Origin of the sequence: Candidatus Blastococcus massiliensis AP3, from assembly GCF_000582785.1 — a bacterium.
In the GTDB taxonomy this organism is placed as follows: Bacteria; Actinomycetota; Actinomycetes; order Mycobacteriales; family Geodermatophilaceae; genus Blastococcus; species Blastococcus massiliensis.
The window spans coordinates 1,033,024-1,058,531 of record NZ_HG931173.1 but is presented as its reverse complement, the minus strand read 5'-3'; the positions used below and the strand labels follow the sequence as shown (position 1 = coordinate 1,058,531).

General features: G+C 73.9%; 25 protein-coding genes. 18 read left to right on the top strand and 7 right to left on the bottom strand.

From position 1 onward, the window contains the following. A partial coding sequence (locus BN344_RS19430; protein WP_155858759.1) for an ABC transporter permease occupies nt 1-1,396 on the top strand: 1,396 nt, incomplete at its 5' end. Nucleotides 1,397-1,402: 6 nt separating this feature from the next. On the opposite strand, the gene BN344_RS18910 is transcribed toward BN344_RS19430, so the two are convergent. Next, nucleotides 1,403-2,362 carry a hypothetical protein gene (locus BN344_RS18910; protein WP_155858758.1) on the bottom strand — a complete coding sequence of 320 codons (960 nt, stop codon included), beginning with the start codon at nt 2,360-2,362 and terminating at the stop codon, nt 1,403-1,405. A 274-nt stretch (nt 2,363-2,636) separates the two neighbouring features. On the opposite strand from BN344_RS18910, the gene BN344_RS05205 reads away from it, so the two are divergent. The 7 genes from BN344_RS05205 to BN344_RS05175 all read left to right on the top strand — a co-directional run bounded on the left by BN344_RS05205 (nt 2,637) and on the right by BN344_RS05175 (nt 10,428). Then, entirely contained in the window at nt 2,637-4,385 is a 1,749-nt protein-coding gene (locus BN344_RS05205; protein WP_081788369.1) for an ABC transporter family substrate-binding protein, read from the top strand. A gap of 242 nt (nt 4,386-4,627) precedes the next feature. Beyond that, nucleotides 4,628-5,617 (top strand): ABC transporter permease, encoded by a 990-nt coding sequence (locus BN344_RS05200; RefSeq protein ID WP_040337239.1) that lies wholly within the window; start codon nt 4,628-4,630, stop codon nt 5,615-5,617. Nucleotides 5,618-5,644: 27 nt separating this feature from the next. Then, complete coding sequence (locus BN344_RS05195) at nt 5,645-6,610, top strand: ABC transporter permease (RefSeq protein WP_051515562.1); 966 nt, start codon at nt 5,645-5,647, stop codon at nt 6,608-6,610. Nucleotides 6,611-6,621: 11 nt separating this feature from the next. Next, a complete protein-coding gene (locus BN344_RS05190; RefSeq protein ID WP_081788368.1) occupies nt 6,622-7,908 on the top strand; it encodes an ABC transporter ATP-binding protein in 1,287 nt (428 codons plus the stop codon). Then, nucleotides 7,905-8,963, top strand: coding sequence for an ABC transporter ATP-binding protein (locus tag BN344_RS05185; RefSeq protein ID WP_051515561.1), 1,059 nt, complete (start codon nt 7,905-7,907; stop codon nt 8,961-8,963). The genes BN344_RS05190 and BN344_RS05185 overlap by 4 nt, the downstream gene beginning before the upstream one ends. Before the next feature lie 170 nt (nt 8,964-9,133). Further along, nucleotides 9,134-10,027, top strand: a complete 894-nt coding sequence (mshB, locus tag BN344_RS05180) for an N-acetyl-1-D-myo-inositol-2-amino-2-deoxy-alpha-D-glucopyranoside deacetylase (RefSeq protein WP_197022232.1) — start codon at nt 9,134-9,136, stop codon at nt 10,025-10,027. Beyond that, nucleotides 10,024-10,428 (top strand): DUF6113 family protein, encoded by a 405-nt coding sequence (locus tag BN344_RS05175; RefSeq protein WP_040337237.1) that lies wholly within the window; start codon nt 10,024-10,026, stop codon nt 10,426-10,428. Before mshB ends, BN344_RS05175 begins: the two co-directional genes overlap by 4 nt. Here the strand turns inward: BN344_RS05175 and BN344_RS18905 are convergent. Beyond that, complete coding sequence (locus BN344_RS18905; protein WP_051515560.1) at nt 10,392-13,229, bottom strand: EAL domain-containing protein; 2,838 nt, start codon at nt 13,227-13,229, stop codon at nt 10,392-10,394. The two genes, BN344_RS05175 and BN344_RS18905, sit on opposite strands and share 37 nt — an antisense overlap. Before the next feature lie 179 nt (nt 13,230-13,408). On the opposite strand from BN344_RS18905, the gene fdxA reads away from it, so the two are divergent. Together fdxA and dapC are read left to right on the top strand one after the other, a co-directional pair. Further along, complete coding sequence (gene fdxA / locus BN344_RS05165) at nt 13,409-13,735, top strand: ferredoxin (RefSeq protein WP_040337236.1); 327 nt, start codon at nt 13,409-13,411, stop codon at nt 13,733-13,735. Between the two features lie 26 nt (nt 13,736-13,761). After that, on the top strand, nt 13,762-14,850 hold the full coding sequence (dapC, locus tag BN344_RS05160) for a succinyldiaminopimelate transaminase (protein WP_231486503.1): 1,089 nt from the start codon (nt 13,762-13,764) through the stop codon (nt 14,848-14,850). A gap of 4 nt (nt 14,851-14,854) precedes the next feature. On the opposite strand, the gene BN344_RS05155 is transcribed toward dapC, so the two are convergent. The 3 genes from BN344_RS05155 to dapD form a co-directional block, all read right to left on the bottom strand. Then, nucleotides 14,855-15,355: a GGDEF domain-containing protein gene (locus BN344_RS05155; RefSeq protein ID WP_040337235.1), complete on the bottom strand. Its 501-nt coding sequence runs from the start codon at nt 15,353-15,355 to the stop codon at nt 14,855-14,857. A 66-nt stretch (nt 15,356-15,421) separates the two neighbouring features. Then, nucleotides 15,422-16,060 carry a hypothetical protein gene (locus BN344_RS20985; protein WP_197022231.1) on the bottom strand — a complete coding sequence of 213 codons (639 nt, stop codon included), beginning with the start codon at nt 16,058-16,060 and terminating at the stop codon, nt 15,422-15,424. Nucleotides 16,061-16,107: 47 nt separating this feature from the next. After that, nucleotides 16,108-17,091, bottom strand: coding sequence for a 2,3,4,5-tetrahydropyridine-2,6-dicarboxylate N-succinyltransferase (gene dapD, locus BN344_RS05145; protein WP_040337234.1), 984 nt, complete (start codon nt 17,089-17,091; stop codon nt 16,108-16,110). 113 nt (nt 17,092-17,204) lie between these two features. Here dapD and dapE point away from each other — a divergent pair, with 113 nt between their 5' ends. The 8 genes from dapE to BN344_RS05110 all read left to right on the top strand — a co-directional run bounded on the left by dapE (nt 17,205) and on the right by BN344_RS05110 (nt 23,410). Next, nucleotides 17,205-18,317 carry a succinyl-diaminopimelate desuccinylase gene (gene dapE, locus BN344_RS05140; protein WP_040337233.1) on the top strand — a complete coding sequence of 371 codons (1,113 nt, stop codon included), beginning with the start codon at nt 17,205-17,207 and terminating at the stop codon, nt 18,315-18,317. Next, nucleotides 18,314-19,162 (top strand): LOG family protein, encoded by an 849-nt coding sequence (locus tag BN344_RS05135; RefSeq protein WP_040337232.1) that lies wholly within the window; start codon nt 18,314-18,316, stop codon nt 19,160-19,162. Before dapE ends, BN344_RS05135 begins: the two co-directional genes overlap by 4 nt. Nucleotide 19,163: 1 nt before the next feature. After that, nucleotides 19,164-19,529 carry a DivIVA domain-containing protein gene (locus tag BN344_RS05130; RefSeq protein WP_040337231.1) on the top strand — a complete coding sequence of 122 codons (366 nt, stop codon included), beginning with the start codon at nt 19,164-19,166 and terminating at the stop codon, nt 19,527-19,529. Then, the gene (locus BN344_RS05125) at nt 19,522-20,001 is read left to right on the top strand and encodes an SRPBCC family protein (RefSeq protein ID WP_040337230.1); all 480 of its coding nucleotides are present in this window, start codon (nt 19,522-19,524) and stop codon (nt 19,999-20,001) included. The genes BN344_RS05130 and BN344_RS05125 overlap by 8 nt, the downstream gene beginning before the upstream one ends. Then, nucleotides 19,998-20,903 (top strand): DMT family transporter, encoded by a 906-nt coding sequence (locus BN344_RS05120; protein ID WP_040337980.1) that lies wholly within the window; start codon nt 19,998-20,000, stop codon nt 20,901-20,903. The genes BN344_RS05125 and BN344_RS05120 overlap by 4 nt, the downstream gene beginning before the upstream one ends. A gap of 31 nt (nt 20,904-20,934) precedes the next feature. Then, complete coding sequence (locus BN344_RS05115) at nt 20,935-21,477, top strand: DNA-3-methyladenine glycosylase I (RefSeq protein ID WP_231486501.1); 543 nt, start codon at nt 20,935-20,937, stop codon at nt 21,475-21,477. A gap of 122 nt (nt 21,478-21,599) precedes the next feature. After that, nucleotides 21,600-21,767 (top strand): DUF3117 domain-containing protein, encoded by a 168-nt coding sequence (locus tag BN344_RS19425; protein ID WP_012947303.1) that lies wholly within the window; start codon nt 21,600-21,602, stop codon nt 21,765-21,767. A 176-nt stretch (nt 21,768-21,943) separates the two neighbouring features. Further along, a complete protein-coding gene (locus BN344_RS05110; protein WP_040337229.1) occupies nt 21,944-23,410 on the top strand; it encodes a hypothetical protein in 1,467 nt (488 codons plus the stop codon). A 19-nt stretch (nt 23,411-23,429) separates the two neighbouring features. Here BN344_RS05110 and BN344_RS05105 read toward each other — a convergent pair whose 3' ends face one another. Together BN344_RS05105 and BN344_RS05100 are read right to left on the bottom strand one after the other, a co-directional pair. Then, nucleotides 23,430-23,951, bottom strand: a complete 522-nt coding sequence (locus tag BN344_RS05105) for a DinB family protein (RefSeq protein WP_040337228.1) — start codon at nt 23,949-23,951, stop codon at nt 23,430-23,432. Nucleotides 23,952-23,997: 46 nt separating this feature from the next. Further along, the gene (locus tag BN344_RS05100; protein WP_040337227.1) at nt 23,998-25,497 is read right to left on the bottom strand and encodes a phytoene desaturase family protein; all 1,500 of its coding nucleotides are present in this window, start codon (nt 25,495-25,497) and stop codon (nt 23,998-24,000) included. Between the last annotated feature and the right edge of the window lie 11 nt (nt 25,498-25,508).

Below are 25,508 nucleotides of genomic sequence, written 5' to 3'. Positions count from 1 at the left end.
GGTGGAGCGGCCGCTCGGTGCGGCTCCCCGCCGGTCCGCCGCCGTCCCCTGGGAGCTGGCGCTCGTGCTCGCCGCGGGACTGTGCTGGCTGCTGCTGGAGAGCCGGGACGCGATCGTCATCGAGCGCGGCGTGGCGCAGGTCAACGGCCTGCTCGTCGCCTTCCCCGTGCTGGGCGTCGCAGGCGCGGCGCTGCTGGGTGCCCGGCTCGCCACCCGGGCACTCCCTGCGCTCCGCCGCTGGGCCGGCCGCCGCCGTCCACCGGTCTTCCTGGCCGTCAACCGACTGGCGGCGGCCCCGGGGGCGGCGGCCGCGCTGCTCGTGGCGGTGACCGTGCCGGTCGCCGTCCTCGGGTACACGGCGACGCTGTCCGCCGGGTCGGAGACCACGCTCGCCGCCAAGGTGGGCGTCCAGATCGGGGCCGAGCGGGCTCTCGTCTCGATCGACCGGGTGAGCCCGACGGCGGGGACGGATGCCGTCGGCACGGTGCTCGACCGCTACGACGGCAGCGTCGCCGGCCCCGCCGACGGCGCGAGGACCCGCACCGACGTCCAGGTGCTGGCCGTCGACCCCGACACGTTCGCCGGCACCGCCTTCTGGGACGGCAGCTTCGCCGACGTCCCGCTGGAGGACCTGGTCGCCCGCCTCACCGGTCCGCCGGTCGACGGCCGGATCCCGGTCGTCGCCACCGGCCTGCCCCCGGGTGCGGTCGACCTGCGGCTGGGCAGCCTCCCCGTCGACGCCGAGGTGGCCGGCACGGCGCGAGTCCTGCCCGGCCGGCGGACGGCGGAGCCGGTGGTGCTCGTCGCGGCCGACCGGCTGCCCGACGTGCCGCGGTCCGCCGGCTCCGACCGGCAGTCCGAGCTCTGGACCGACGGACCGGCCGGCCCCGCCGTCGAGGCGCTCACCGACGCCGGCGGCCGGCTCACGCGCACGCTGGAGCCCGCCGACGTCCTGACCACCGCCAACTTCCTGGGCATCTCGTGGACCTTCGGGTACCTGTCCGCGCTGGCCGTCTTCGTCGGGGTCATCGCCGCGGCGGGCCTGCTGCTGCACCTGGAGTCCCGCAGCCGCAGCCGGGTCGCGGGCTACGTGATGGCGCGCCGGCTCGGGCTCAGCCGGCGGTCGCACCTGGCCTCGCTCGTCGTCGAGCTCGGTGCGGTCGCGGTCGCCGGACTGGTGCTCGGCGCGCTGCTGGCCGTCGGCGCCGTCGCCCTCGTCCACCGGCGCCTGGACGTCGACCTGCTGCGTCCGCCGACGCCCCTGCTCGACGTGCCGTGGGCGGCGATCGGGCTCACCGTGGCCGTTGCGCTACTGCTGTCCGTGCTGACCGCCCGCTACGCCCAAGCCGCGGCCGACCGCGCCGATCCCTCGGCGGTGCTGCGCGAGGAGGCCTGAGCGGGCTCACCCGTGGGCGGGCGCCTCCGGGTCGGAGCCCAGCCGCTGGAAGAGCCAGAACACACCGACGGCGCTCAGCGCCGTCCCGCCCGCGAAGCTCGCGACCCCGCCCTCGTCGAGGTAGGCCCACACCAGGCCCAGCAGGGGGGCGACCACCACGGCCACGACGTCCACGCGCACCTGTCGCCGCAGGCCGGCGGGCTGGAGGTCCTGCGCCGACCGGGGCGCACGCTGCTCGCCCCGGGGCGCCCGGTCGCGGAGCCGGCCCGACGGCCAGACCTCGGCTCCGTCCACGACCGGGAGGACCAGCCGGTCGGCGACGGGGTTCCCGCGCAGCTCGATCCGGGAGTCCGGGGCCAACCCGGTCAGCTCCCGGGTCCAGAACACCGGTAGCCAGCGGGTCCCGCCCGCGGTCTCCAGCTCCAGCCAGCTGCGGACGAGCAGGCCGCGCCGGACGACGAGGCGGGTGGCCCCGACCGAACCCGGCGGACGGGGCCGCAGTCCGCGCCGGGTGAGGACGACCAGTGCCGTGGCGCCGGCTGCCGCGAGGAGCACGGCGGCGACGACGACCATGCTCGCCACCAGGTTCTGGACCCGGCGGGTGGCGGCGTCCCCGTCGGCGTACACGGTGGTGGTGGGGCCGTCGGCCGCGCTCGGGTCGTACCGCACGGTGACCTCGGCGTCCTGCGGCACCTCCGCCACCTCGGCCAGGACGATCCGCCCCGTACGGGTGCCGCCGTCCTCGTCGTCGAAGGTCACCAGCAGGCCGCGGTCCCCCGGCGGGCGCCCGCTCTCGACGACACGCGCGACGGACGTGGCGGTCGCGTCGGCGAGCGGGGCCCGGGCTCCGGGCAGCTGGGCGGCCAGGACGCCCAGCAGCGCGGCGCAGACGACGAGCAGCGGAACCAGGCCCAGCCACAGCTGGGACACGGCTCGCCGGTGCGGCCGGGGGACGGGCGTGGTCATCTCGTCCATCGTCTCAACCCCGCAGGTGACGTCGTCGTCCACCGCCCGCGGAGGCCCTCCGCCGTCGAGCGGTGCGCCCGGCCGAGGTCACAGAAGGATGACGGTCGTGGACGACCCCGCCGGGCGTCCCTAGGGTTTCCCCGCATACATCTCGGCGGGCGCGTTCGGTCGAACGAACGCGTGCCCCGGGTCCGCTCATCCGCGGGCCGGGGCTCTCCCTACGGGATCCAGTCCGTTCCTCCGCTGACCGCGGGGGAAGAGGGAGGCACAGCAAGTGATCCTGAGTAGGCGCGGTACCGCGCTCGTGGCGTCCGGCGTGGCCGGAGCGCTCGTGCTCTCCGCCTGTGGCGGCGGCGACGGCGACGGCGAGTCCGGCGGCAACAACCAGTCATCGGACCGGTCGGGCCAGGTGGTCTTCGGTGAGTCCACGGACTTCCCGGAGAACCTCTTCCCGAACATCGCCGCGGGCAACGCGACGTCCACCGCGAACATCCTGAACGGCATCCTCCCTGGCGCGTTCAACGTGCTCCCGGACTTCAGCATCGTCCACAACGAGAACCTGCTGGCCGAGGAGCCGACCCTCGAGGTCGACGGCGAGACCCAGGTCAACACCTACGTCATCAACGACGACGCGGTGTGGAGCGACGGCACCCCGATCACGGCCGACGACTTCGAGTTCACCTGGCGGTCCGGCCGCAGCACGGACCCGGCCGAGGGCGGCTGCGCCTCGCTGCTGTCGACGACGGGCTACGAGCAGATCGAGTCGGTCGAGGGCAGCGGCGACGACAACAAGACCGTCACCGTCACCTACTCCAGCCCCTTCGCCGACTGGCAGTCGCTGTTCAGCGGTGACTTCGGCGGCGGCATCCTGCCGGCCCACCTGATGGACGACGACGACCCGGCCGTCATCTGCGAGACGATCACCGAGGGGTGGCCGATCGCCGAGGGTCTGCCCGAGGACATCTCCGGTGGCCCGTGGCAGCTGAAGGCCGAGAGCATCGACGTCGGCACCCAGACCGTCGTGCTGACCCCCAACCCCGAGTGGTGGGGCGAGGGCCCGTTCATCGAGCGGCTGATCATCCAGAACATCGGCAACGACCCGACGACCGCCGTCCAGGGTCTGCAGAACGGTGAGATCGACATCATCTACCCGCAGCCGCAGCTCGACCTGGTCGACCAGGTCGAGGGGCTCGCGCCGAATGTCGAGAGCGACATCACCTTCGGCCTCTCGTTCGAGCACCTGGACTTCAACGCCCAGGACCCGCACCTGGCCAGCCTGCCCGTGCGTCAGGCGATCGCCATGTCGCTGGACCGCGAGGAGATCGTGGCCCAGACCGTCGGCCAGTTCTCCTCCGACGCCGAGGTGCTGCAGAACCGGATCTACTTCAACAACCAGCCGCAGTACGAGGACACCGCGCCCGAGGAGTACAAGGAGCAGAGCGTCGACCAGGCGCGTCAGCTCCTCGAGGGTGACGGCTACACGGCCGGTCCGGACGGCATCTACACGCACCCCGAGCGTGGCCGTCTGGAGATCCAGATCGACACCACGGCGAACAACCCGCTGCGGCAGACGACCATCGAGGTCATGATCCCGCAGCTCGAGGAGGCCGGGATCGCGGCGTCGTTCAACGCCAACCCCGACATCTTCGCCGGTGCGGAGCAGCCGACCTCGCTCGAGGCCGGCGGTTTCCAGGCCGCGGTGTTCGCCTGGGTCGGCTCGCCGTTCCGGTCGGCCACCCAGTCGATCTACTGGTCGCCGGAGAACGGCCTCGGCCAGAACTACTCGCGTCAGGGCACGGCGGAGATCGACGCCCTCTACGAGGAGTTCGTGCAGGAGCCGGACGCCGACGCGCAGGCCGAGCTGGGCAACCAGATCGACGCCCTGCTCTGGGAGCAGGTGGCCACCGTGCCGCTGTACCAGAAGCCGACGTTCATCGCGTTCTCCAGCGATGTCCAGGGCGTCGAGGACAACTCCACGCAGGCCGGTCCCCTCTGGAACTCGGAGACCTGGACCGTCGAGTGATCGGTGGTCGGGGGCTTCCGGATCCGTCCGGGAGCCCCTGACCGTCCGGCCGGTCTCCCGGCCTCGTCCTGCCGCGGCCCTCGGTGCTCTGCTCCGAGGGCCGCGGTGCGCCTCCGTCGGGCAGCGTCCGGCGGAGACCCCCGCCTTCCTCCCGGTCGGCCGGCTGATGCCGCAGCGGTCCGACGACCGCCGCGGTTCCGCTGGTACCGGGGCGCCACGACTCCCGACGTAAGGTCTCGCCCATGCTGTTCTTCGCGATCAGACGGCTCATCGGAGCCGTCTTCGTGTTGCTCGGGAGCTCGTTCCTGGTGTTCTCGTTGTGCGCGGCCAGCTTCGATCCGCTGTCGAAGTACTACACGCTCCAGCCGCGGCCGCCCGAGGCGTTCTTCGACAACCTGCGCACGGAACTCGGCCTCGACGACAACTTCTTCGTCCGGTACTGGAACTGGCTCACCGGGGTGCTCACCGGTGACTTCGGCGAGACCATCAACGGCACGCCGGTGGCCGACCAGCTCTTCACGCGGCTCGGTGTCACAGCCCGGCTGATCACCGCCGCGGTGATCATCGCGGTGATCCTGGCGATCGTCGTCGGCGTCATCGGCGCAGTGCGGCAGTACAAGGCGTCGGACTACGCCTTCACCTTCATCGCCTACCTGCTGATCGCCCTGCCGACGTTCTGGTTCGCGGCGCTGCTCAAGGAGTTCGTCGCCGTCGGCATCAACGACGCAGCCGGGAGGCAGATCTTCTACACACTCGGCGAGGAGACCGCTGCGCTGGGCCTCTACGCCGACGGGTGGGAGCTCTGGTCGGATCGACTCGCCCACCTGGTGCTGCCGACCATCAGCCTGGCGCTGCTCTCCTTCGCCGCCTGGAGCCGGTTCCAGCGGGCCGCGATGCTCGACGTCCTGGGCTCGGACTACATGCGCCTGGCCCGCGCCAAGGGTCTGACCTACCGGCGCACCGTCGTCAAGCACGGCCTGCGCAACGCGCTCATCCCGCTCACCACGGTCGTCGCCCTGGGCATCGGCACGCTGTTCGGCGGCGCGATCATCACCGAGCAGGTCTTCGTCTGGAACGGCATGGGGCGGTACCTGCTCGAGAGCGGGATCGGCAACAACGACATCAACGTGGTGCTCGGCTGGTTGCTGGTCAGCGCCGTGTTCGTCGTCGTCTTCAATCTGATCGCCGACATCCTCTACGCGGTGCTCGATCCGCGGATCCGGCTGTCGTGACGGCCCCCGGCCGATAGGGAATCGACCATGACATCCACACAACCGGGACCAGGGGCCGGCACGGCGATCGCCGCCGAGCCGGGCACCCCACTCGGCGGCGGCGTCGTCGACCGCGAGTTCGGTGTCCGGGCGCGCAGCCAGCGCCAGCAGATCATCCGGCGGTTCCTGCACAACAAGGTCGGCATGTCCGGCCTGGTGCTGCTGGCCGTCATGCTGCTGTTCGGCTTCGTCGGCCCGCTCCTCCACGGGACCGAGTACCGCGCCCAGAACCGGAACGCCCAGTCGGTCTCGCCGGGCACCGACGGGTACATCCTCGGCAGCGACGCGATCGGCCGTGATCTGCTGGCGGGGCTCATGGAGGGCGTGCAGCGGACGCTCCTGATCGTGGCCATCTTCCTGGTCATCGCGCTGCCACTCGGTCTGCTGGTCGGGGCCCTGGCCGGCTACTTCGGCCGGTGGGTCGACAGCACGCTCATGCGCCTGGTCGACCTCATCCTCACGGTGCCGCTGCTCGTCGTGCTGCTCGTCGTGGCGAGCAACTTCCCCGAGTTGCGCACGCCGCAGGGAGTGGGGCTCATCCTGGGCCTGTTCGGCTGGCTCGACCTCGCGCGCATCGTCCGCGGCCAGTTCCTCACCCTGCGGGAGAAGGAGTACGTCGAGGCGGCGCACGCCCTGGGCGCGTCGGACAAGCGGATCATCTTCAAGCACCTGATCCCGAACGCGCTCGGGTCGATCATCGTGTGGGTCACCCTGGCGGCCGCCACCGCGATCATCCTCGAGGCGTCGCTCACCTACCTCGGCTTCGGCGTGAACCAGGCCAACGCGACGTCCCTCGGCCGGCTGGTCTCCGAGGGCGTGCAGGCGGCGAGCACCCGGCCGTGGCTCTTCTACTTCCCCGGCATCACGCTGCTGCTCATCGTGCTGGCCATCAACCTGATCGGCGACGGGATCCGCGACGCCTTCGATCCCAGCAACCGCCGCGTGCGGGCCTGAGAGGGAGAGGCATGACCAGCATCGAGCCCGGCGGCCCCCGCACGTCCGGCACCGGGGCGACGTCCTACGACGTGCTCTCCTCCGGCCGGGCGGGCGCGGCGGCCACCGCTGCCCCGCGGTCGGCATCCGACCCGCTGCTCGAGGTCCGCGACCTCAACGTCCGGTTCCCGACCGAGGACGGACTCGTGCACGCCGTCCGCGGGGTGGACTACACGCTGCGGCCCCGTGAGGTCCTCGGCATCGTGGGGGAGTCCGGCTCGGGCAAGTCGGTCACCTCGCTGGCCGTCATGGGCCTGCTGCCGGCGTCAGCGCGGATCACCGGCTCGGTGCTCTACCGCGGCCAGGAACTGCTCGGCATGCGTGACAAGGCGATGTCCCGCCTCCGCGGGTCGGGCATCTCGATGATCTTCCAGGACCCCATGACCTCCCTGGACCCGGTCTACCGCATCGGCGACCAGATCGAGGAGACGCTGCGGATCCACGACCGCAACCTCTCGAGGAAGGCGGCCACGGCGCGCTCCGTCGAACTGCTGGAGATGGTCGGCATCCCGCAGGCCGGCGACCGGGTGCGGGCCTATCCGCACGCGTTCTCCGGCGGCATGCGCCAGCGCGTCGTCATCGCGATCGCCATGGCGAACCAGCCCGACGTGATCATCGCCGACGAGCCCACCACCGCCCTCGACGTCACGGTGCAGGCGCAGATCCTCGAGGTGCTCGGGACGGCGCTCGAGGAGACCGGCGCCGCCATGGTGCTGATCACCCACGACCTGGGCGTGGTGGCCGGCATCGCCGACCGCGTCCTCGTGATGTACGCCGGCCGGCCGATCGAGGTCGGCGGTGTCGAGGACATCTACTACGAGCCGCGCATGCCGTACACGCTCGGGCTGCTCGGGTCGCTGCCTCGGCTGGACAGCGCCAACCGCGAGCGGCTCACGCCGATCGTCGGGGCCCCGCCGTCGTTGCTGAACATGCCGCCGGGCTGCCCCTTCGCGCCGCGCTGCCCCCTCCACGTCCCTGCGTGCGACACGGACGAACCGCCGCTGATCGAGGTGGGGCCGGGCCACACCGCCGCGTGCATCCGTACCGACGTCGTCGCCGCGGCCCACGGCCAGGCCGCCGAGGTCTTCGAGGCCGGCGTCACTGACACGCTGCTGGTCGACCAAGCGCCGGTCGACCCGTCGATCGGGACGGGATCGGACGAGCCGGCCGGCCCCCCGCCGCCCGGTCAGACCGAACCAGCCGCGCGCCAGGGCGGCGAGACCGGAACCGTGACCACCCCCCGAGGAGACCGCCCGTGAGCGCCCCCACGGCCGACCGCCCCCGCGCCGCGGGAGAGCGGGGCGAGCCCATCCTGTCGGTGCGCGGGCTGGTCAAGCACTTCCCGATCACCGGCGGCCTGCTCCGCCGCACGGTCGGCGCGGTGCGCGCCGTCGACGGCGTGGACCTCGACCTCTACCCCGGTGAGGTGCTGGGTCTGGTCGGGGAGTCCGGGTGCGGCAAGTCCACCACCGGCCGCGCCATCCTGAACCTCCAGCCGGCCACGAGCGGCTCGGTGGTCTTCCAGGGCAAGGAGCTGATCGGACTCGGCCGCAAGCAGATGCGCCCGCTGCGCCGTGACATCCAGATCGTCTTCCAGGACCCGTACGCCTCCCTGAGCCCCCGGCTGCCGGTGTTCGACATCATCGCCGAGCCGCTGCTGATCCACGGCGTCGTGAAGGGCGAGGCCGCGGTCCGGGCCCGGGTCGAGGAGCTCGTGCAGCTCGTGGGCCTCAACCCCGAGCACACCAACCGCTATCCGTCCGACTTCTCCGGTGGGCAGCGTCAGCGCATCGGCATCGCTCGGGCGCTGGCGCTGGAGCCCAAGGTGCTGGTGCTCGACGAGCCGGTGTCGGCCCTGGACGTCTCCATCCAGGCCGGTGTCATCAACCTGCTCGAGGAGCTGAAGGACCGGCTGCAGCTGTCCTACCTGTTCATCGCCCACGACCTGTCCGTCGTCCGGCACATCTCCGACCGGGTCGCCGTCATGTACCTGGGCCGGATCGTCGAGGTGGCCGAGCGGGACGAGCTCTTCGAGCGGCCGGTGCACCCGTACACGCAGGCCCTGCTGTCGGCGATCCCCCTGCCGGATCCGCGCCGCGAGCGGGCGCGGCAGCGGATCATCATCTCCGGCGACGTGCCCAGCCCGGCGAATCCGCCGTCGGGGTGCCACTTCCGCACGCGGTGCCAGAAGTTCGCCAACGAGCTCTCCGACACCCAGCGGCGGACCTGCATCGAGGTCGATCCCGCGCTCGAGCTCCGCGGCGCGGAGCACCTCAACGCCTGCCACTACGCCGAGGCCCGCCCGGTCCTGTGACGGGCTGACATCACGCGCTCCCGGAGCTGCCGCCGTGCCGTCCGGACGCGGCGACGATCAGGTGACCTGATCGTGCGGCGTCCTCCCTCGCGGTGGGCGGTGAGGGAGGACGCCGCGCGGTGAGGTAGGACGTCGCAGTTCGGCCGCCGCCCTCAGGGAGAATGCGCATCGTGACCTCTGACCGGCGTCTTCTCCTGGTCCATGCGCATCCTGACGACGAGACGATCGGCAACGGCGCGACGATGGCGCGCTACGTGGCCGAGGGAGCCGCCGTCACCCTGCTCACCTGCACGCTGGGGGAGGAGGGCGAGATCCTCGTGCCGGAGCTCGCCCAGCTGGCCGCCGACCAGGCCGACCAGCTCGGCGGGTACCGGATCGGCGAGCTGCGTGCGGCCATGGACGCCCTCGGCGTCACCGACTGGCGCTTCCTCGGGGGAGCCGGGCGCTACCGCGACTCGGGGATGATGGGGACGCCGGCCAACGAGCACCCCCGCGCCTTCTGGACCGCCGACCTGGACGAGGCCACTGCGCACGCGGTCGCCGTCGTCCGGGAGGTCCGCCCGCAGGTGGTGGTGACCTACGACGAGAACGGCGGCTACGGGCACCCCGACCACATCCAGGCCCACCGGGTCGCGATGCGGGCGGTCGACGCCGCGGCCGACCCGGCCTTCCACCCCGAGCTCGGCGAGCCGTGGCAGGTGGCCAAGGTCTACTGGAACGCGATGCCCCGCTCGGTCGTGCAGTCGGGGATCGACGCCATGGCCGCGCTGGGCGAGGCCTCCATCTTCGACGGGTTCGGCAACCTCGACGACGTGCCGTTCGTCGTCCCCGACGACGTGGTGACGACGGAGATCGACGCCCGCGCGTACGCCGACCGCAAGGACGCCGCGATGCGCTCGCACCCGACGCAGATCACCGTCGACGGCCCCTTCTTCGCGCTGTCGAACAACCTCGGCCTGGAGGTCATGGCCACCGAGCACTACCGGCTGGTGCGCGGCGAGCGCGGCCCGGGCGGCGGCCCGCACGGCTGGGAGGACGACCTGTTCGCCGGCCTGGACGCGTGACGTCCCGGATCGCGACCGCCGGCTGGGCTGTGGTGGCCGTCGTCGTCGCCGCGTGGCTGGCGCTGGTCGAGGTGTTCTGGCTGCCGCTGCGCGTCGGTGGCGTGCTGCTGCCCCTGTCGGTGCCGGCCGCGGCGGCCGGCAACGTGCTGCTGGTGTTCCTCGCGCACCGGCTGTCGGGCTCGCGGCTGGTCGCGGTGCTGCCGGCGGTGGTCTGGCTGGTGGTGGCGCTGGCCGCCATGGTGCGCCGGCCGGAGGGGGACCTCGTCCTGGTCGGCTCCGGGAGCACCGGTGTGGTCGGCCTGGCGTTCCTGCTGGTCGGGACGGTCGCGGCGGCCTTCGCCTGCGGACGCGTGCTCGGCGCGCGTCAGGAGGGGCGAGTGGCGAGCAGCGCGTCCCGGTGATCGGCGAGCCAGCGGACGAACTCCCCGGCCGGCATGGGGCGCGCGATGTGGTACCCCTGCGCGGTCTCGCAGCCCCACGAGCGCAAGGCGTCCAGCGTGGCGGCGTCCTCGACGCCCTCGACCACCATGCCCATGCCCAGGTCCCGGGAGAGCTGCAGCGTGCTGCGCACGATGGCCGCGGCCCGCTCGTCGCTGGTGAGGGCGCTGACGAAGCTGCGGTCGAGCTTGAGCTCGTCCACCGGTAGCGCGCGCAGGTAGGACAGCGACGAGTAGCCGGTGCCGTAGTCGTCGATCGAGAGCCGGACTCCCAGGCGGCGCAGCGCGGCCATCACCTGCTGGCTGCGCGCGGCGTCGGCCATGAGCACGTCCTCGGTGATCTCCAGGATCAGCGCGCCGGCGGGGACGTCGCAGGCCTCGAGCAGCATCGCGACCTGGTCGGGCAGCGCGACGTCCTGCAGGTTGGACACCGACAGGTTGACCGCCACGGACAGGTCCTGCCCGGCCGCCCGCCAGACCCGGAGGTCGCGCAGCGACAGCTCGAGCACCCGCAGCGCCAGCCGGCGCATCAGGCCGGCCTGCTCGGCGAGCGGCAGGAAGACGTCGGGTCCCAGCACGCCGCGTTCGGGGTGCTCCCAGCGCACCAGCGCCTCGACGCCGACGACGGTGCCGGAGCGCAGGTCGAGCTTGGGCTGGTAGTGCGTGATCAGCTGGTCGGTGTCCAGGGCGCCGCGCAGCTGCTCGAGGGTCTCGAGGCGGTCGCGCGAGGCGGGGGTGCCGTCGGGCGCCCACACCTCGAACCCGTGCCGGCCGCGCTTGGCGCCGTACATCGCGGTGTCGGCCCGGGCGAGGAGCAGGGAACGGTCCCGGCCGTGATCGGGGCACAGGGCGATGCCGATGCTGGCGTCGACGTGCAGGGGCATGCCGTCCAGCACGAACTCGTCCCGCAGGGCGGCGCCGAGCCGGGCGGCGACCTCGCGGGCCCGCAGGTCGCCCGCGTCGGGCAGGAGGACGGCGAACTCGTCGCCACCCATCCGGGCCAGCAGGTCCCCGGGCTCGAGCGCGTCCTGCAGACGCGGACCGACCAGGCACAGCAGGTCGTCGCCGACGCTGTGCCCGAAGCTGTCGTTGATCTCCTTGAAGCGGTCGAGGTCGATCATCAGGACGGCGCAGGACGGCTCGCCCCGGCCGTAGACGGTCGCTTCGAGCGCCTCGGTGAACCGCCGCCGGTTGGGTAGGCCGGTGAGCGGGTCGTGGTGGGCCTCGGTGGCCAGTTGCTCCAGCCGGAGCTGCTCGACGGCGCGCAGCTGGGCGTTCTCCACGACCAGCGAGCCCTCGAGGGCCACCTGGCGGACCGCCTCGCGGACCGCCGGGGACCAGGTCCGTCCACCGCTCGTCGAGCCGGTGATGACCAGGCCGCGGAGCCGGTCGCCGGACAGCAGCGGAACGCTGATGAAGGACTCGAGGTCCAGGGCCGCGATCAGGCGGGGGTCGACCAGCGTGGTGTTCGGGGCGTCCTCGACGAAGACGGGCAGCCGCTGCTCGGTGGTCAGCCGCCACAGCGGGACGTCGTCGGCGGGCCGGCCGACGAGCTGGGCCTGCACGATCGCCTTGTGCTCCTCGGTCCAGCCGACGTGGCGGATCTCGGAGACGAGGCCGTCGTCGTCGACGAGGTAGGCCGCGCTGCGCTCGGTGCCGACGAGCTCCTGGACCGCGCGGGCGAGCACCTCGGCGGCCTCGGGGGCCCCGGTGGCGTGGGAGCCGTCCACCATCATCTGGCGCACGACCCCGGCGGTGGCCAGGGAGGCCGCTCGGGCCTGGCTGGTGCGTGCCTGCTCGATGACGCCGCCGAGGTGGGCGCCGGCCGCGGCCGCGAGCCGGCGGACGGCCTCGGAGAACGGCCGGACGACCGTGCTGTCCAGCGTGAGGACGCCGGCCACGTGCGGGCTGCGGCCGATGGGCACCGCGAGTGCGGAGGCGATCTTGAAGGTGTCCACCCACCAGCCGGCCAGCTGGCCGGAGTCCCGGTCCGCGGTGAGCGGCTGACCGGTGCGGACCACCGTCTCGGCCAGCTGGAGGCCCACCGGTGCGTTGCGGAACCGTTCCCAGGTGGCCAGGTCGCGCCGTCCGTCGGCGTAGCTCGCCATCCGCGGGACGAGCCGGCCGTCCTCGAGCAGGAAGACGCACGCCCGCTCCACCTCGCCGAGCTCGGCGAGCTGGCGGCAGGCGGCGTTGAGCAGCTGGTCCATGGAGTCGGCCTGCGCCGCGGCCTCGATGAGACCCAGCAGCACCTCGGCCTGGCGGATGCGGCGCTTCTCGGAACGTCGCGTCCACGCGTCGGCGGTCGCGACGGTGAGCGCGGGGACGATCTCCGCCAGCAGCTCCGGCGTGGCGCCGTCGGCCGGCTCGACGGTGAGGACGGCGACGACCTCGCCGTCGAGGACGAGTGGTTCGACGTGCGCGCTCCCGGTGCCGAGGATCGCCAGGCCCGGGTCGCCGCTGCGGCCGCCGTCGCCGTGCACGACCGCGGGACGGCGCTCGGAGATGACGGTGGCGAGGAAGGAGGGGGTCACGGAGAACGCCCTGCGACCGGCAGGGGAGTCGGGCGCCGGGGAGCCGGCGGGGACGGCGGCGGCGAAGGGGACCAGCGACTGGGTGCTGGTCTCGTGCACCCAGACGGACACGCGGATCGCCGCGGCCGCGCTCTGCAGCCGGGCCAGGAGGTGGTCGGCGGCGGCCTGGGCGTCGTAGGGCGACGCAGACGGCCGCGGCGCGGCGCCGTCCTCTGCCGTGAGCTCGGACACGACATCGGAATCGGCCTCGCACGCGGGACCTTGAGCGGGGTCGAGTCGCCTCCCTCCTCGGGGTGATGTCGAGGAAAGGGCACCCTTCCCGGTCATCCGGCCGCGGGAGGGTGATACTAATCAGGCGATCGACCCGTCCAGCGGTTGCTGGTCCGCACCGTCCCCGGGAGGGAACCACCGTGACCTACGTCATCACCGAGGCTTGCGTCGACGTCCTCGACAAGGCGTGCATCGACGAGTGTCCGGTGGACTGCATCTACGAGGGCGAACGGATGCTCTACATCCACCCCGACGAGTGCGTCGACTGCGGTGCGTGCGAGCCGGTGTGCCCGGTCGAGGCCATCTACTACGAGGACGACGTCCCGGACAAGTGGAAGGACTACTACAACGCCAACGTGGAGTTCTTCTCCGACCTGGGCAGCCCCGGCGGCGCCGCCAAGACCGGGAAGATCCACAAGGACCACCCGCTGGTCGCGGCACTCCCGCCCCGGGGCGAGGGCCACTGACCGTCGAACACCCCGGCGCGCCGCGGGTGCTGCCGGACTTCCCGTGGGACGCGCTGGAGCCGGCCCGGGAGCGGGCGGCGCAGCACCCCGGCGGGGTCGTCGACCTCTCGATCGGCACGCCGGTCGACGACACCCCGGCGCTCCTGGGCGACGCGCTCTCGGGGGCCGGTAACGCGCCCGGCTATCCCGCCGCGCTGGGCACGGCCGCGCTGCGCACCGCGGCGGCCGGCTGGCTGTCCCGCCGCCTCGGCGTGACGGTCGCCGATCCGCTCTCCGCGGACCCGTCGGTGATCCCCACGGTCGGCTCCAAGGAGCTCGTCGCGCTGCTCCCGACGCTGCTCGGGCTGGCCGGCGGAGGCACGGTGCTCATCCCGTCGGTCGCGTACCCGACGTACGAGGTCGGTGCCGTGGTGGCCGGCCTGAGTGTCGTGCGAGCCGACGTGCCGCCGGACGACGCCGACGGGGTCGTCCTGGTCTGGCTGAACTCGCCCGGGAACCCGCACGGCCGGGTGCTCAGCGACGACGACTTGCGCGCCTGGGTCGACTGGGGGCGGGAGCACGGCGTCCCCGTCGTCGCCGACGAGTGCTACGTGACCCTCGGCTGGGACGTCGAGCCGCGATCGCTGCTGCACCCCGCCGTGGCCGGGGACGACCACACAGGCCTCCTGGCGGTCCACTCGCTGTCCAAGCAGTCCTCCGCCGCGGGCTACCGCGGCGGACTGCTCTCCGGCGACCCGGCACTGGTCCGACGGGTGTGGGAGGTGCGTCGGCACCTCGGGCTCCTCGTGCCCACACCGGTCCAGGCGGCGATGACCGCGGCCCTGGCCGACGACGCGCACGTGGACGCCCAGCGCGAGTGCTACCGGGCCCGCCGCGACCGCCTGGCGGGCGCGGTGCGCGCGGCGGGGCTGCGGATCGACCACTCCGAGGCCGGGCTCTACCTGTGGGTCACCCGGGACGAGGACTGCTGGGCGACCATCGACTGGCTCGCCGGCCTGGGCATCGTGGCGGCGCCGGGCAGCTTCTACGGGCCCAGCGGGTCGCGGCACGTGCGCATGGCGCTCACGGCCACCGACGAACGCATCGACACCGCCGTCGAGCGCCTGATCGCCTGAGCGGTCAGGCCGGCTCGCGGTAGCGCAGGACGGTCCCGGAGCCGACGCGCCGGGCGGCGGTGAGGCTCAGGGTGGCGCGACGGAAGACCTCCGGACCCTGGAGGCCGGCGGTCAGCGGGGCGATGCCCGCCGCGGCGGTGAGCCCGTCGATCCCGAGCGCGGCGACGGCGGCCGTCAGCCGTGCGCCGGCGGTCTCCGCGGCGGTCTCGGGCCCGTCGAGGACGATGGCGAACTCGCCCGCGCCGGGGCTGCCCAGCCAGTCGTCGCCGCGCAGCGAGCGGGCCAGCAGCATGGTGACCGAGGCCCGCGTCGTGGCGGCGAGCGGCCAGCCGTCGTCGCGGCGCAGCAGCCCCACGATCAGCAGGCTCGCGGGTGCTCCGGGGGAGGCCAGCCGCTCGGCGAGCCGGTCGAGGAGCGCCTCGCGGGTCGGCAGCAGGGCGGTGACGTCCGCGACCGCGGCCTCGGCGGTGGGCACGGCGTGGGTGTGGTTCGGCGCGATCGGCATGGCAGTGCTGTCGACCGAACCGGGGCCGGGGTTGAAGCAATTCCCTCGGGCGGGGGATCGGGCCGCTCAGCCCTCCGTGCAGGTGAGCGTGTTCTCCGTCAGCGCGACCGCGAGCTCCTGGGCCGTGGCCTCGTGCTTCTGGTAAGCCTCCGGGAAGCCGCTGCGCTGGACGGTCTGGGCGACGTCCGTGAGCCGGCCGGTGTCCCAGCCGGGCACGGTGACGAGCCGGTCGTAGAAGATGCCCGCCGCGTACACCGGGTCCTGCACCTGGGCCGGGGTGCCCCAGCCCTGGGACGGCCGCTGCTGGAACAGGCCGAGGGAGTCGCGGTCGCCGTGATCGAGGTTGCGCAGCCCGGATTCCTGCAGGGCGGTGGCCAGGGCGATGACGGCGGCCCGCTCGGGCAGCCCCTTCTCCCGCGCGACCCGGGCGATGGTGTCGGCGTGCCCGGCCTGCTCCGCGGTGACGCGGACCGAGCCGCCGTCGACCGTGCAGCCGCCGGTCTCCGGGATCAGGTCGGAACGCGCCCAGGCGACCCCGGCGAGGACGACGAGCCCCACGACGACCAGCGGCCACCAGCTCTGGTTGCCGCGGCTCCGGCCGGACCGTCCTCGGCGCGGGGACGACCGTCGCCGGGGCGCACCGCGTCGTCCGGCCCGGCCGCCGGCCGCGAACGCGGCCGGGCGCGAGGTCGTCGAGGTGGCCATCGCGGGCGACTGTATGTCGCCTTCCTGACGGTTTCCTGAGCCCCGATTCAGTTGGCGTGCAGCTCGGAGTTGAGCGCGCCCCAGGCGCGCCCCGTCCGGTCGACGGCCTCGAGGGCGCCGCTGACGCTGTTGCGCCGGAACAGCAGCCCGTCGCGGCCGGAGAGCTCCTTGCCCTTGACCACCGAGCCGTCCGGCAGCGTGATCCGCGAGCCCGCGGTGACGTAGCAGCCGGCCTCGACGATGCAGTCGTTCCCGAGCGAGATGCCGATGCCCGAGTTGGCACCGAGGAGGCAACCGGTGCCGACCGAGATCACCTCGGTACCGCCGCCGGAGAGGGTGCCCATGATCGACGCGCTGCCGCCGATGTCGCTGTCGGCGCCCACCACGACACCGGCGCTGATCCGGCCCTCGACCATGGAGGGGCCGAGCGTGCCGGCGTTGAAGTTCACGAAGCCCTCGTGCATGACCGTGGTGCCCTCGGCGAGGTGGGCGCCCAGGCGCACCCGGTCGGCGTCGGCGATGCGGACGCCCGACGGGATGACGTAGTCGACCATCCGGGGGAACTTGTCGACTCCGAACACGGTGACGTGCCCGACGGCGGCGCGCAGCCGGTGCGCGTTGAATCCGGCCGCCTCGACCGGACCGGCGCTGGTCCACGCCACGTTGGTGAGCAGGCCGAAGATGCCGGTCATGTTCGCGCCGTGTGGCTGGATCAGGCGGTGGGAGAGCAGGTGCAACCGCAGCCAGACGTCGTGCGTGTCGACGGCGGGTTCGGACAGGTCGGCGATGACCGTGCGGACGGCGATGACCTCGACGCCCCGGGCCTCGTCCCTGCGCACCAGGCCGCCGTAGTCGGGGCCGAGCTCCCCGGCCAGCTCCAGCGCGCCGAGCCGCATCGTCCCGGTGGAGGCGCCCTCGGGCGCCCCGAGCCGGGGCTCGGGGTACCAGGTGTCGAGCACGGTGCCGGACGGGGTCACGGTCGCCAGACCGGCGGCCACGGCGGAGACGGGGGCGGACGCTGCGTCAGTCACCCCGTCGACGCTACCCAGTGGCGGGACCCGCCTGCCGCCCCGACCACTCGCCGGCTCGTGGCGGACACCTGCAGGCGGGCCGCTCGGGCACGTCACCCTTAGGCTTCCCGACCGTGAGCACCCTGCCGCCGCTCGACCTCTCCGCCGACGTCCTCGCGGTGACCCGGGCGCTCGTCGACGCCCCGTCGGTCTCCGGCAGCGAAGGGCCGCTGGCCGACGCGGTGGAGGCGGCGCTGCGCGCCCTGGGCGGTCTGGAGGTCGAGCGGATCGGCGACGCCGTGCTCGCCCGGACCAACCTCGGCCGGCCCACCCGCGTCGTCCTCGCCGGGCACCTGGACACGGTGCCGATCGCCGACAACGTGCCCAGCCGGCTCGACGAGGCCACCGGCCGCCTCTACGGCTGCGGCACCAGCGACATGAAGTCCGGCGACGCGGTGATGCTGCGGCTCGCGGCGCGGTTCGGCGTCCCGGGCGCGCAGCCCGCGCACGACCTCACCTTCGTCTTCTACGACAACGAGGAGGTGGAGTCGGCCAGGAACGGCCTGGGCCGGGTGGCCCGGGAGCGGCGCGGCTGGCTCTACGGCGACCTCGCGATCCTCATGGAGCCCACCGACGGCGAGATCGAGGGGGGCTGCCAGGGCACGCTGCGGGCGGTGCTGGAGACGACGGGCCACCGGGCGCACAGCGCCCGCAGCTGGCTCGGCGTGAACGCGATCCACGCGCTGACCGGTGCGGTCACCGCGCTGGCCGCCTACCGGCCGCGCGAGGTGGAGATCGACGGCTGCCTGTACCGGGAAGGGCTCAACGCCGTGGGCATCTCCGGTGGCGTCGCCGGCAACGTGATCCCCGACGAGGCGGCACTCACGGTCAACTTCCGCTACGCGCCCGACCGGGACGAGGACGCCGCCGAGGCGCACGTGCGCGAGGTGTTCGCCGACGCGACCGCCGCCGGCGCGACGCTCACCGTCGTCGACAACGCCGGCGGTGCGCTGCCCGGGCTCTCCGAGCCCGCCGCCGCCGCGTTCGTCGCCGCCGTCGGCCGTCCGGCGCGGGCCAAGCTCGGCTGGACCGACGTCGCCCGGTTCGCCGCCTTCGGCATCCCCGCGCTCAACTACGGGCCGGGGGACCCCACCCTGGCGCACACCCGCGAGGAGCACGTCCTGGTCGACCGGTTGCAGCCGGCGGAGGACGCCCTGACCGCCTACCTGTCCGGGAGCACCGCATGACCGTCCCACCCGGCCCGCAGGACCCCCAGCCGCAGGCTGCCCCGCGCGAGCGCCCGGCGCGGCACCGCGGCCCCGTGCTGCTGCGCGGTGGAGAGCCCGATCCCCGGACGGTGGGGACGACGACCGACCAGCGGCTGCTCGACCGGCGCGGGCCCACGGACTGGGTCCACACGGACCCGTGGCGCGTCCTGAGGATCCAGTCCGAGTTCGTCGAGGGCTTCGGTCTCCTCTCCGAGCTGCCGCGCGCGGTGAGCGTCTTCGGCAGCGCCCGCACGCCGGCCGACCACCCGCACTACGCGGCCGGCGTGGCCGTCGGGGCGGCGCTCGCGGAGGCGGGCTACGCGGTGATCACCGGCGGCGGCCCGGGGGTCATGGAGGCGGCCAACCGGGGGGCGTGCGAGGCCGGAGGGCTGTCGGTCGGCCTGGGCATCGAGCTGCCGTTCGAGCAGGAGCTCAATGAGTGGGTCGACGTCGGCATCTCCTTCCGCTACTTCTTCGTCCGCAAGACGATGTTCGTGAAGTACGCGCAGGCGTTCGTGATCCTGCCCGGCGGCTTCGGCACCCTGGACGAGCTGTTCGAGGCGCTGACGCTGGTGCAGACGCGCAAGGTGACCCGCTTCCCGGTCATCCTGTACGACACCGCCTACTGGTCGGGCCTCATCGACTGGGTCCGCAACACCATGGCCGCGACCGGCACGATCAGCCCGACCGACCTGGACCTGCTCACCGTCACCGACGACGTCGGCGAGGTGGTCGCGGCGATCCAGGCCGCCGAGGCCGCCCGGACGGCATCGGGCGAAGGCGGCGGCGGGATGCGGGCGCCGCTCGGGCCGTCCGACGCCTGACGTGCTCGACGTCGTCCTCTTCGTCGTCGGTGTCCTCGTCGTCGCCGCACTGCTCTTCCTCGGCGCATCCCTGCTGATGGGGCGCGGGGAGACCCGGCCGCCGGCCGACCCGGACCGGTCGCCCGTGCAGCTGCCCGTGGCCCGCCCCGTCACCGGCGACGACGTGCGGGCGCTGCGGATGACGGTCACCCTGCGCGGCTACCGGATGAGCGAGGTCGACTGGCTGCTCGACCAGTTCGCCCGGACGCTGGACGAGCGCGACGCCGAGATCGCCGCACTGACCGAGCGGCTGCATCCGGTCGCCACCGACGAGCTGAAGAGCGATCGCACACCCGCGCGCGACGACGAGGAGAACCCGCATGCCTGAACTGGTCGAGCGGATCGACGTCGAGGCGACGCCGGGGCGCGTGTGGGAGGTGCTCACCGACTGGGTGGGACAGGGCGAGTGGATGGTCGCCACCGACGTGCAGACCGTCGACGGGCCGGCGCAGGGCGTCGGCGGGCGGCTCGTGGCGCGCACCGGGCTGCCCCTGCCCGGCGGACGGCACGTGGGTCTGCTCGACACGATGGTGATCACGAAGTGGGAACCGCCGCGGCTGGTCGAGGTGCAGCACACCGGACGCGTCATCCGGGGTCCGGGGATCTTCGAGATCGAGCCGCGCGGCGAGCACGCCACCTTCGTCTGGACCGAGCGGTTCTACCTGCCGTGGGGCTGGTTCGGGGTGTTCCTCACGCCGGGGTGGTACGCCGTCCGACCCTTCGTCCGGTGGGGCGTGCGCCGCTCGCTGCGCCGCTTCGCGGCGGTGGCGGCCCGGCCGGGCGGAACGCCCGCCCGGTGAGCCGCCGCGGGTGGGCGCTGTTCCTGGCCATGGCGGTCATCTGGGGGGTCCCCTACCTGCTGATCAAGGTCGCCGTGGGCGAGGTGTCACCGGTCGTCGTGGTCTTCGCCCGCTGCGCGATCGGTGCGGCGCTGCTGCTGCCGTGGACGCTCCGCGCCGGACACCTGCGGACGGCGCTGCGGCACTGGCGCTGGCTGCTGGCCTTCACCGTGCTGGAGATGACCGCGCCGTGGCTGCTGCTGTCGTACGCCGAGCAGTCGCTGTCCAGTTCGCTCACCGGGCTGCTGGTGGCCGGTGTGCCCTTCGTCGCCGCGGTGGCCGCGCGGGTGGCCGGGGAGGAGGACCGACTGACCCCGGTGCGGCTGCTCGGCCTCGGCATCGGGGTCCTCGGGATCACCGCGCTGCTCGGTCTGGACGTGGAGGGCGCCCACCTGTGGCCGGTCCTCGCCGTCGCGGGCGTCGTCGTCGGGTACGCGACCGCGCCGATGGTGGTCAGCCGCAAGCTGCCCGGGGTGCCGGGGGTCGCCGCAGCCTCCGTCGCCCTGACGGTCACCGCGCTGGTCTACGCGCCGTTCGCCGTCCCGCAGCTCGGGGGGGCTGCCGAGGCGTCGGGCGAGGCGCTGCTGGCGCTGCTCGCGCTGGGGGTGGTCTGCACCGCGCTGGCACTGGCGCTGTTCTTCTCGCTCATCCGCGAGGTGGGGCCGCAGCGTGCCCTGGTGATCACCTTCGTCAACCCGGTGGTGGCGGTGCTGCTCGGCGTCCTGCTGCTCGACGAGCCGTTCACCCTGGGCATCACCCTGGGGCTCCCGCTGGTGCTGGTCGGCTGCGTCCTCGCCACGAGTCGCAGCGGTGCGGCGGCTCCCGCACCCGCCGGCGAGGCGCTCGACGCGGCGGCCCGCTGACCTGTCGGTGCCGGCCGCTACGGTCGCCGACGTGCAGCGCTGCGCCTGGGGGGAGTCCGCTCCCGAGTACGTCACCTACCACGACGAGGAGTGGGGGAGGCCCCTGCGCGGCGACGACGCCCTCTTCGAGCGGCTCTGCCTCGAGGCGTTCCAGTCCGGGCTCTCGTGGCTCACCATCCTGCGCAAGCGCCCTGCGTTCCGGGCCGCGTTCGCGAACTTCTCGATCGACGCGGTCGCGGAGTTCGACGCCGACGACGAGGCGCGCCTGATGGCCGACGCGGGCATCGTGCGCAACCGGGCCAAGATCGCCGCGACCGTCCGCAACGCACGGACCGCCCGGCAGCAGCCCGAAGGCCTGTCGGACCTGCTGTGGTCCTTCGCGCCCTCGGGGCCGCGTACCCGGCCGGCCACCCTCGCCGACGTGCCTGCGACCAGCCCCGAGTCGGTGGCGATGGCGCGCGAACTCAAGCGCCGGGGCTTCGTCTTCGTGGGTCCCACGACGGCGTACGCGCTCATGCAGGCGACCGGGATGGTCGACGATCACGTCGCCGACTGCTTCCGGGCGTTCCCCTGATAGGGGCTCGTGTTGGACGACGGCGTGGCATACGGGATCATTGACGGAGCTCACAGCATCGACCGACGCCACCCCAACCCTCGCCCTCGGCGGGGAGCGGTGTGGCCGCGAAGGAGGCACGCATGGCGGCCATGAAGCCGCGTACGGGTGAAGGTCCCCTCGAGGTGACCAAGGAGGGCCGCGGCCTGGTCATGCGCGTACCGCTCGAGGGAGGCGGTCGCCTCGTCGTCGAGCTGTCGCCCGACGAGGCGGCGGCGCTGTCGGAGGCCCTGAAGGGCGCCACCAGCTGACCGACTGCGCCGACCTGCCTCCGGAGCAGGGCAGCGCAGCACGACGCGGCCCCGGCCGTCGGCGACGAGCCGGCGACCGGGGCCGCGTCGTCGCACGGGGACGCCTCACGGGGGTGGCGGAGGCGAGCGCACGACTCGGGGTGGAACTGGAAAGCTGACGGCGTGGAGATGCAGCCATGAGCGAGGACGAGCGGGGCGTCGTCTTCCCCGCAGGAGCGGACGGCCGGCGGAGCACGGCGGCCCTGGGCCGTGCCGTGGTCGCCGACGCGCTGCGCCCGGTCGACGCCGCCGGCGCGCTCGCCGCCGAGCGCGAGACCAACTGGCGGGGTGGCTACCTGACCCACTTCCGGCGGCTGGTGGAGGCCGGTCTGACCTCGCCACCGGGTGCCCGGGCCGTCGCCGAGGCGGGGCTGACCGCTCTGCACTCGCGGATGCGGGTGGCCGGTCCGGAGGGTGAGACGAGCCTGGCCGACCTGGTCGGCGCCCCCGCCGGTCGAGCGCTGCACACCGTCGCGGTCCGCGGCACCGCGGAGCCGGAGCGGGAGCTGTCGCTGCCCTTCCACGGCCGGCGGCTGCGGGGCGACGGGCTGCTGCGCCAACTGGACGGCTGGGTGGCCTCCGGCGTCATCGAGCCCACGTGCGCCGAGGCGGTCCGCACCGTCGCGGCGAACCCCGAGTGGCTGGCCCTCCCGGACAGCACCGTGGTCGTCCTCGGCGCCGGGGCCGAGATGGGTCCCCTCACGGCACTGCTGCGCTGGGGTGCCACCGTCGCGGGGGTCGACCTGCCCCGGGCGCCGCTGTGGGAGCGGGTCCTCGACATCGCCCGCGGTGGTGCCGGCACGCTCCTGGTCCCGGTCGACGACGCCGCGGCGGGCGTGGACCCGGGCCGCGCGGGCGCCGACCTGATCACCGAGGTGCCCGAGGTCGCCGCGTGGGCGGCCGGGCTGCCCGGGCGGCCGGTCCTGGGCAACTACGTCTACGCCGACGGCGCGACGAACGTGCGGGTGTCCACGGCCGTCGACGCACTCACGGTGCGGCTGGCGGGGGCCCGGCCGGAGCTCGCGCTGGCGTTCCTGGCGACGCCGACCGACGTCTTCGCCGTGCCGGCCGACGCGGTGGCGCAGTCGGTCCAGGCCTACGCGGCCCGGTCGCGCCCGGCGAAGCTCCTGGGCCGCCCGCTGCGCACGGTCTCCGGTGGCCGACTGCTGCAGCGCGCGTACGTCCCCGGGACCGACCCCGGGATCGCCGACAGCCTGGTCGCCCAGCAGGGCCCCAACTACGCCCTGGCCAAGCGGCTGCAGCGCTGGCGTGCGACGACGGCGCGAGCGGCCGGCAGCACCGTGTCGATGAACGTGGCGCCGCCGACGCGCACCCGCTCGGTGGTGAAGAACCGCGCGCTCGCCGCTGCTTACGCCGGTGCCCACCGGTTCGGCGTCGAGATCTTCGAGCCGGCGACCTCGAACGTCCTCATGGCCGCGCTCCTCGTGCACGACCTGCACACCGGCGGTGGGCCGGCGCACGAGCACCCGTGGCAGGACGAGGCCTGCCAGGCGGCGCACGGTGGCCTGTGGCGGGCCGCCTACCAGCCGCGGAGCGCCCTCGGCCTGGCCGCGCTGCTCGGCTACGGGGCCGCGCGCGCCTGAGGCCGGTCGGGCGTCGTCGTCATCCCGGGGGCTGGTCGCCCACGGAGCCGTCGATCGCCTCCCGCAGCAGGTCGGCGTGGCCGGCGTGCCGCGCGGTCTCCTCGATCAGGTGCAGCAGCACCCAGCGCAGGTCGACGTACTGGCCGTTGGACCGAGGGCGCACGGAGCGCTGGTCGAGGGTGTCGGTGCTCTTGACCGTCTCCCGGCTCCGGCCGATGGCGTCGAGGTAGCGACGGCGCAGCTCCTCGGGCGGCACGTCCACGGCGGTGCGGAAGTCGTGGTCGGGGTCGGCCGCCCAGTCGACGCCCGCCCAGAGCGGATCCGGGTGCCGGCCGGCGAAGCGCACCTGGAACCAGAGGTCCTCGACGCGCGCCAGGTGGTTGAGCAGCCCGGCGAGGGTCAGCGACGACGGTGCCAGGGGGCGGGCGAGCTGGTCGGCCTCCAGCCCGTCGGCCTTGAGCAGGACGGTCTCGCGCTGGGTGTCCAGGAAGGCGGTCAGCTGGGCCTGCTCCGGACCGCACGCCGGCGGGTATGCACGCACCCCCCGACCCTCGCACGTGGGCGCCGCGGGCGCACCGGGCCGAGGCTCAGGCGGGGCCCACCAGCCCGGCGACGATCTCGGCGGACAGGGTCACCAGCGGGAGCCCGCCACCCGGGTGCGCCGAGCCGCCGACGAGGAAGAGCCCCGGCACGGGTGACACGTTCGCGGGCCGCAGGAACGCCGCCCGGGCGCCGTTGCTCGACGTCCCGTAGATGGACCCGCCGACGCTGCCGGTGCTCCGTTCCAGGTCGGCCGGGGTGCGGATGGTGCGCACCCGGATGCGGTCCCGGACGTCCAGCCCCCGGTCGGCCATCCTCCGCAGGACCGTCTCCGCGTACCGCTCGGCCAGGCCCGGCTCGTCCCAGTCGACACCCCGGCGAGGGTCGTGCCGGGGCGCGTTGACCAGCACGAACCACGACTCGCTGTCCTCGTCGGGTCGCAGCTCCGGGTCGTCGGGCGCGCTGACGTAGACGGCCGGGTCGGCCACCGGCCGTGGCCCTCCGGCGTACCGGCCGGTGCCGAAGACGGCGTCGAACTCGTCGTCGTAGTCGTCGGGGAAGAGCACGGTGTGGTGGGCCAGCCCCGGCGTCCGGCCGCGCAGCCCGAGCAGCAGCACGAACCCGGACAGGGACGGGGTCGTCCGGGCGAGCGCCCGCCGTGGCGCCGCGGCCGCCCGGGCGGGCACCAGGTCGGCGTAGAGGGCCGCGGCGTCCACGTTCGACACGACGACGTCGGCGGGGAGGACCTCGCCAGCGGCCAGTTCCACTCCCGACGCCCGGCCGCCGGTCACGACGACCCGGCGCACCGCGCAGCCGGTGCGCAGCACGGCGCCGTGTTCCACGGCCCGCTCCGCCACGGCCTGCGGCAGCCGGTGCAACCCGCCCCGCACGTACCAGGACCCGAACGCCTGCTCGGCGTGCGCCACGGTGGCGAGCACCGCCGGCGCCCGGCGCGGATCGGAGCCGGAGTAGGTGGCGTAGCGGTCCAGCAGGGTCCGCAGGTGGGGGTGCCGGAGGTAAGCCCTCCCGAGGCTGCGCAGGGACTGCCAGGGCGCGACGGTGGCGACGTCGGCCGGCCGGCGGGCGAGGCGGGCCAGCGTGGCGACGCCGGCCAGCGGAGTGCGCAGGAAGGGGCCCTCGCTGACCTGCCACATCCGCTCGGCGCGCGCCATCAGCGCCGACCACTGCGCACCTGCTCCGGGGCCCAGGGCGCCGTCGAGGGCGGCCGGCACGGCGGCGGGGAGACCGGGGAGGTCCAGTCGCGTTCCGTCGGCGAACCGGTAGGCCACCGCGGGGTCGAGGCGGACGAGGTCGACCGACTCCTCGAGCGGTGCGCCGGTGGCGGAGAAGAGGTCGCGGTAGACCTGGGGGAGCGTGACCAGGCTCGGGCCGGTGTCGAAGACGTGCCCGTCCACGGTCAGGAGGCCGAGCTTGCCGCCCACCTGCTCGGCCTGCTCCAGCACGGTGACGGCGTGCCCCTGCGCGGCCAGCCGGGCGGCCGTGGCCAGCCCGCCGAGCCCGGCGCCGACCACCACCACGCGCGCCACACGGCCACGGT

Coding starts and splice junctions, on each gene's coding strand:
- BN344_RS18910 (WP_155858758.1), bottom strand. CDS start 2,362: ATGACCACGCCCGTCCCCCGGCCGCACCGGCGAGCCGTGTCCCAGCTG.
- BN344_RS05195 (WP_051515562.1), top strand. CDS start 5,645: ATGACATCCACACAACCGGGACCAGGGGCCGGCACGGCGATCGCCGCC.
- BN344_RS05200 (WP_040337239.1), top strand. CDS start 4,628: ATGCTGTTCTTCGCGATCAGACGGCTCATCGGAGCCGTCTTCGTGTTG.
- BN344_RS05135 (WP_040337232.1), top strand. CDS start 18,314: ATGACCGTCCCACCCGGCCCGCAGGACCCCCAGCCGCAGGCTGCCCCG.
- BN344_RS05155 (WP_040337235.1), bottom strand. CDS start 15,355: ATGCCGATCGCGCCGAACCACACCCACGCCGTGCCCACCGCCGAGGCC.
- BN344_RS05125 (WP_040337230.1), top strand. CDS start 19,522: ATGCCTGAACTGGTCGAGCGGATCGACGTCGAGGCGACGCCGGGGCGC.
- BN344_RS20985 (WP_197022231.1), bottom strand. CDS start 16,060: ATGGCCACCTCGACGACCTCGCGCCCGGCCGCGTTCGCGGCCGGCGGC.
- BN344_RS19425 (WP_012947303.1), top strand. CDS start 21,600: ATGGCGGCCATGAAGCCGCGTACGGGTGAAGGTCCCCTCGAGGTGACC.
- BN344_RS05110 (WP_040337229.1), top strand. CDS start 21,944: ATGAGCGAGGACGAGCGGGGCGTCGTCTTCCCCGCAGGAGCGGACGGC.
- BN344_RS05190 (WP_081788368.1), top strand. CDS start 6,622: ATGACCAGCATCGAGCCCGGCGGCCCCCGCACGTCCGGCACCGGGGCG.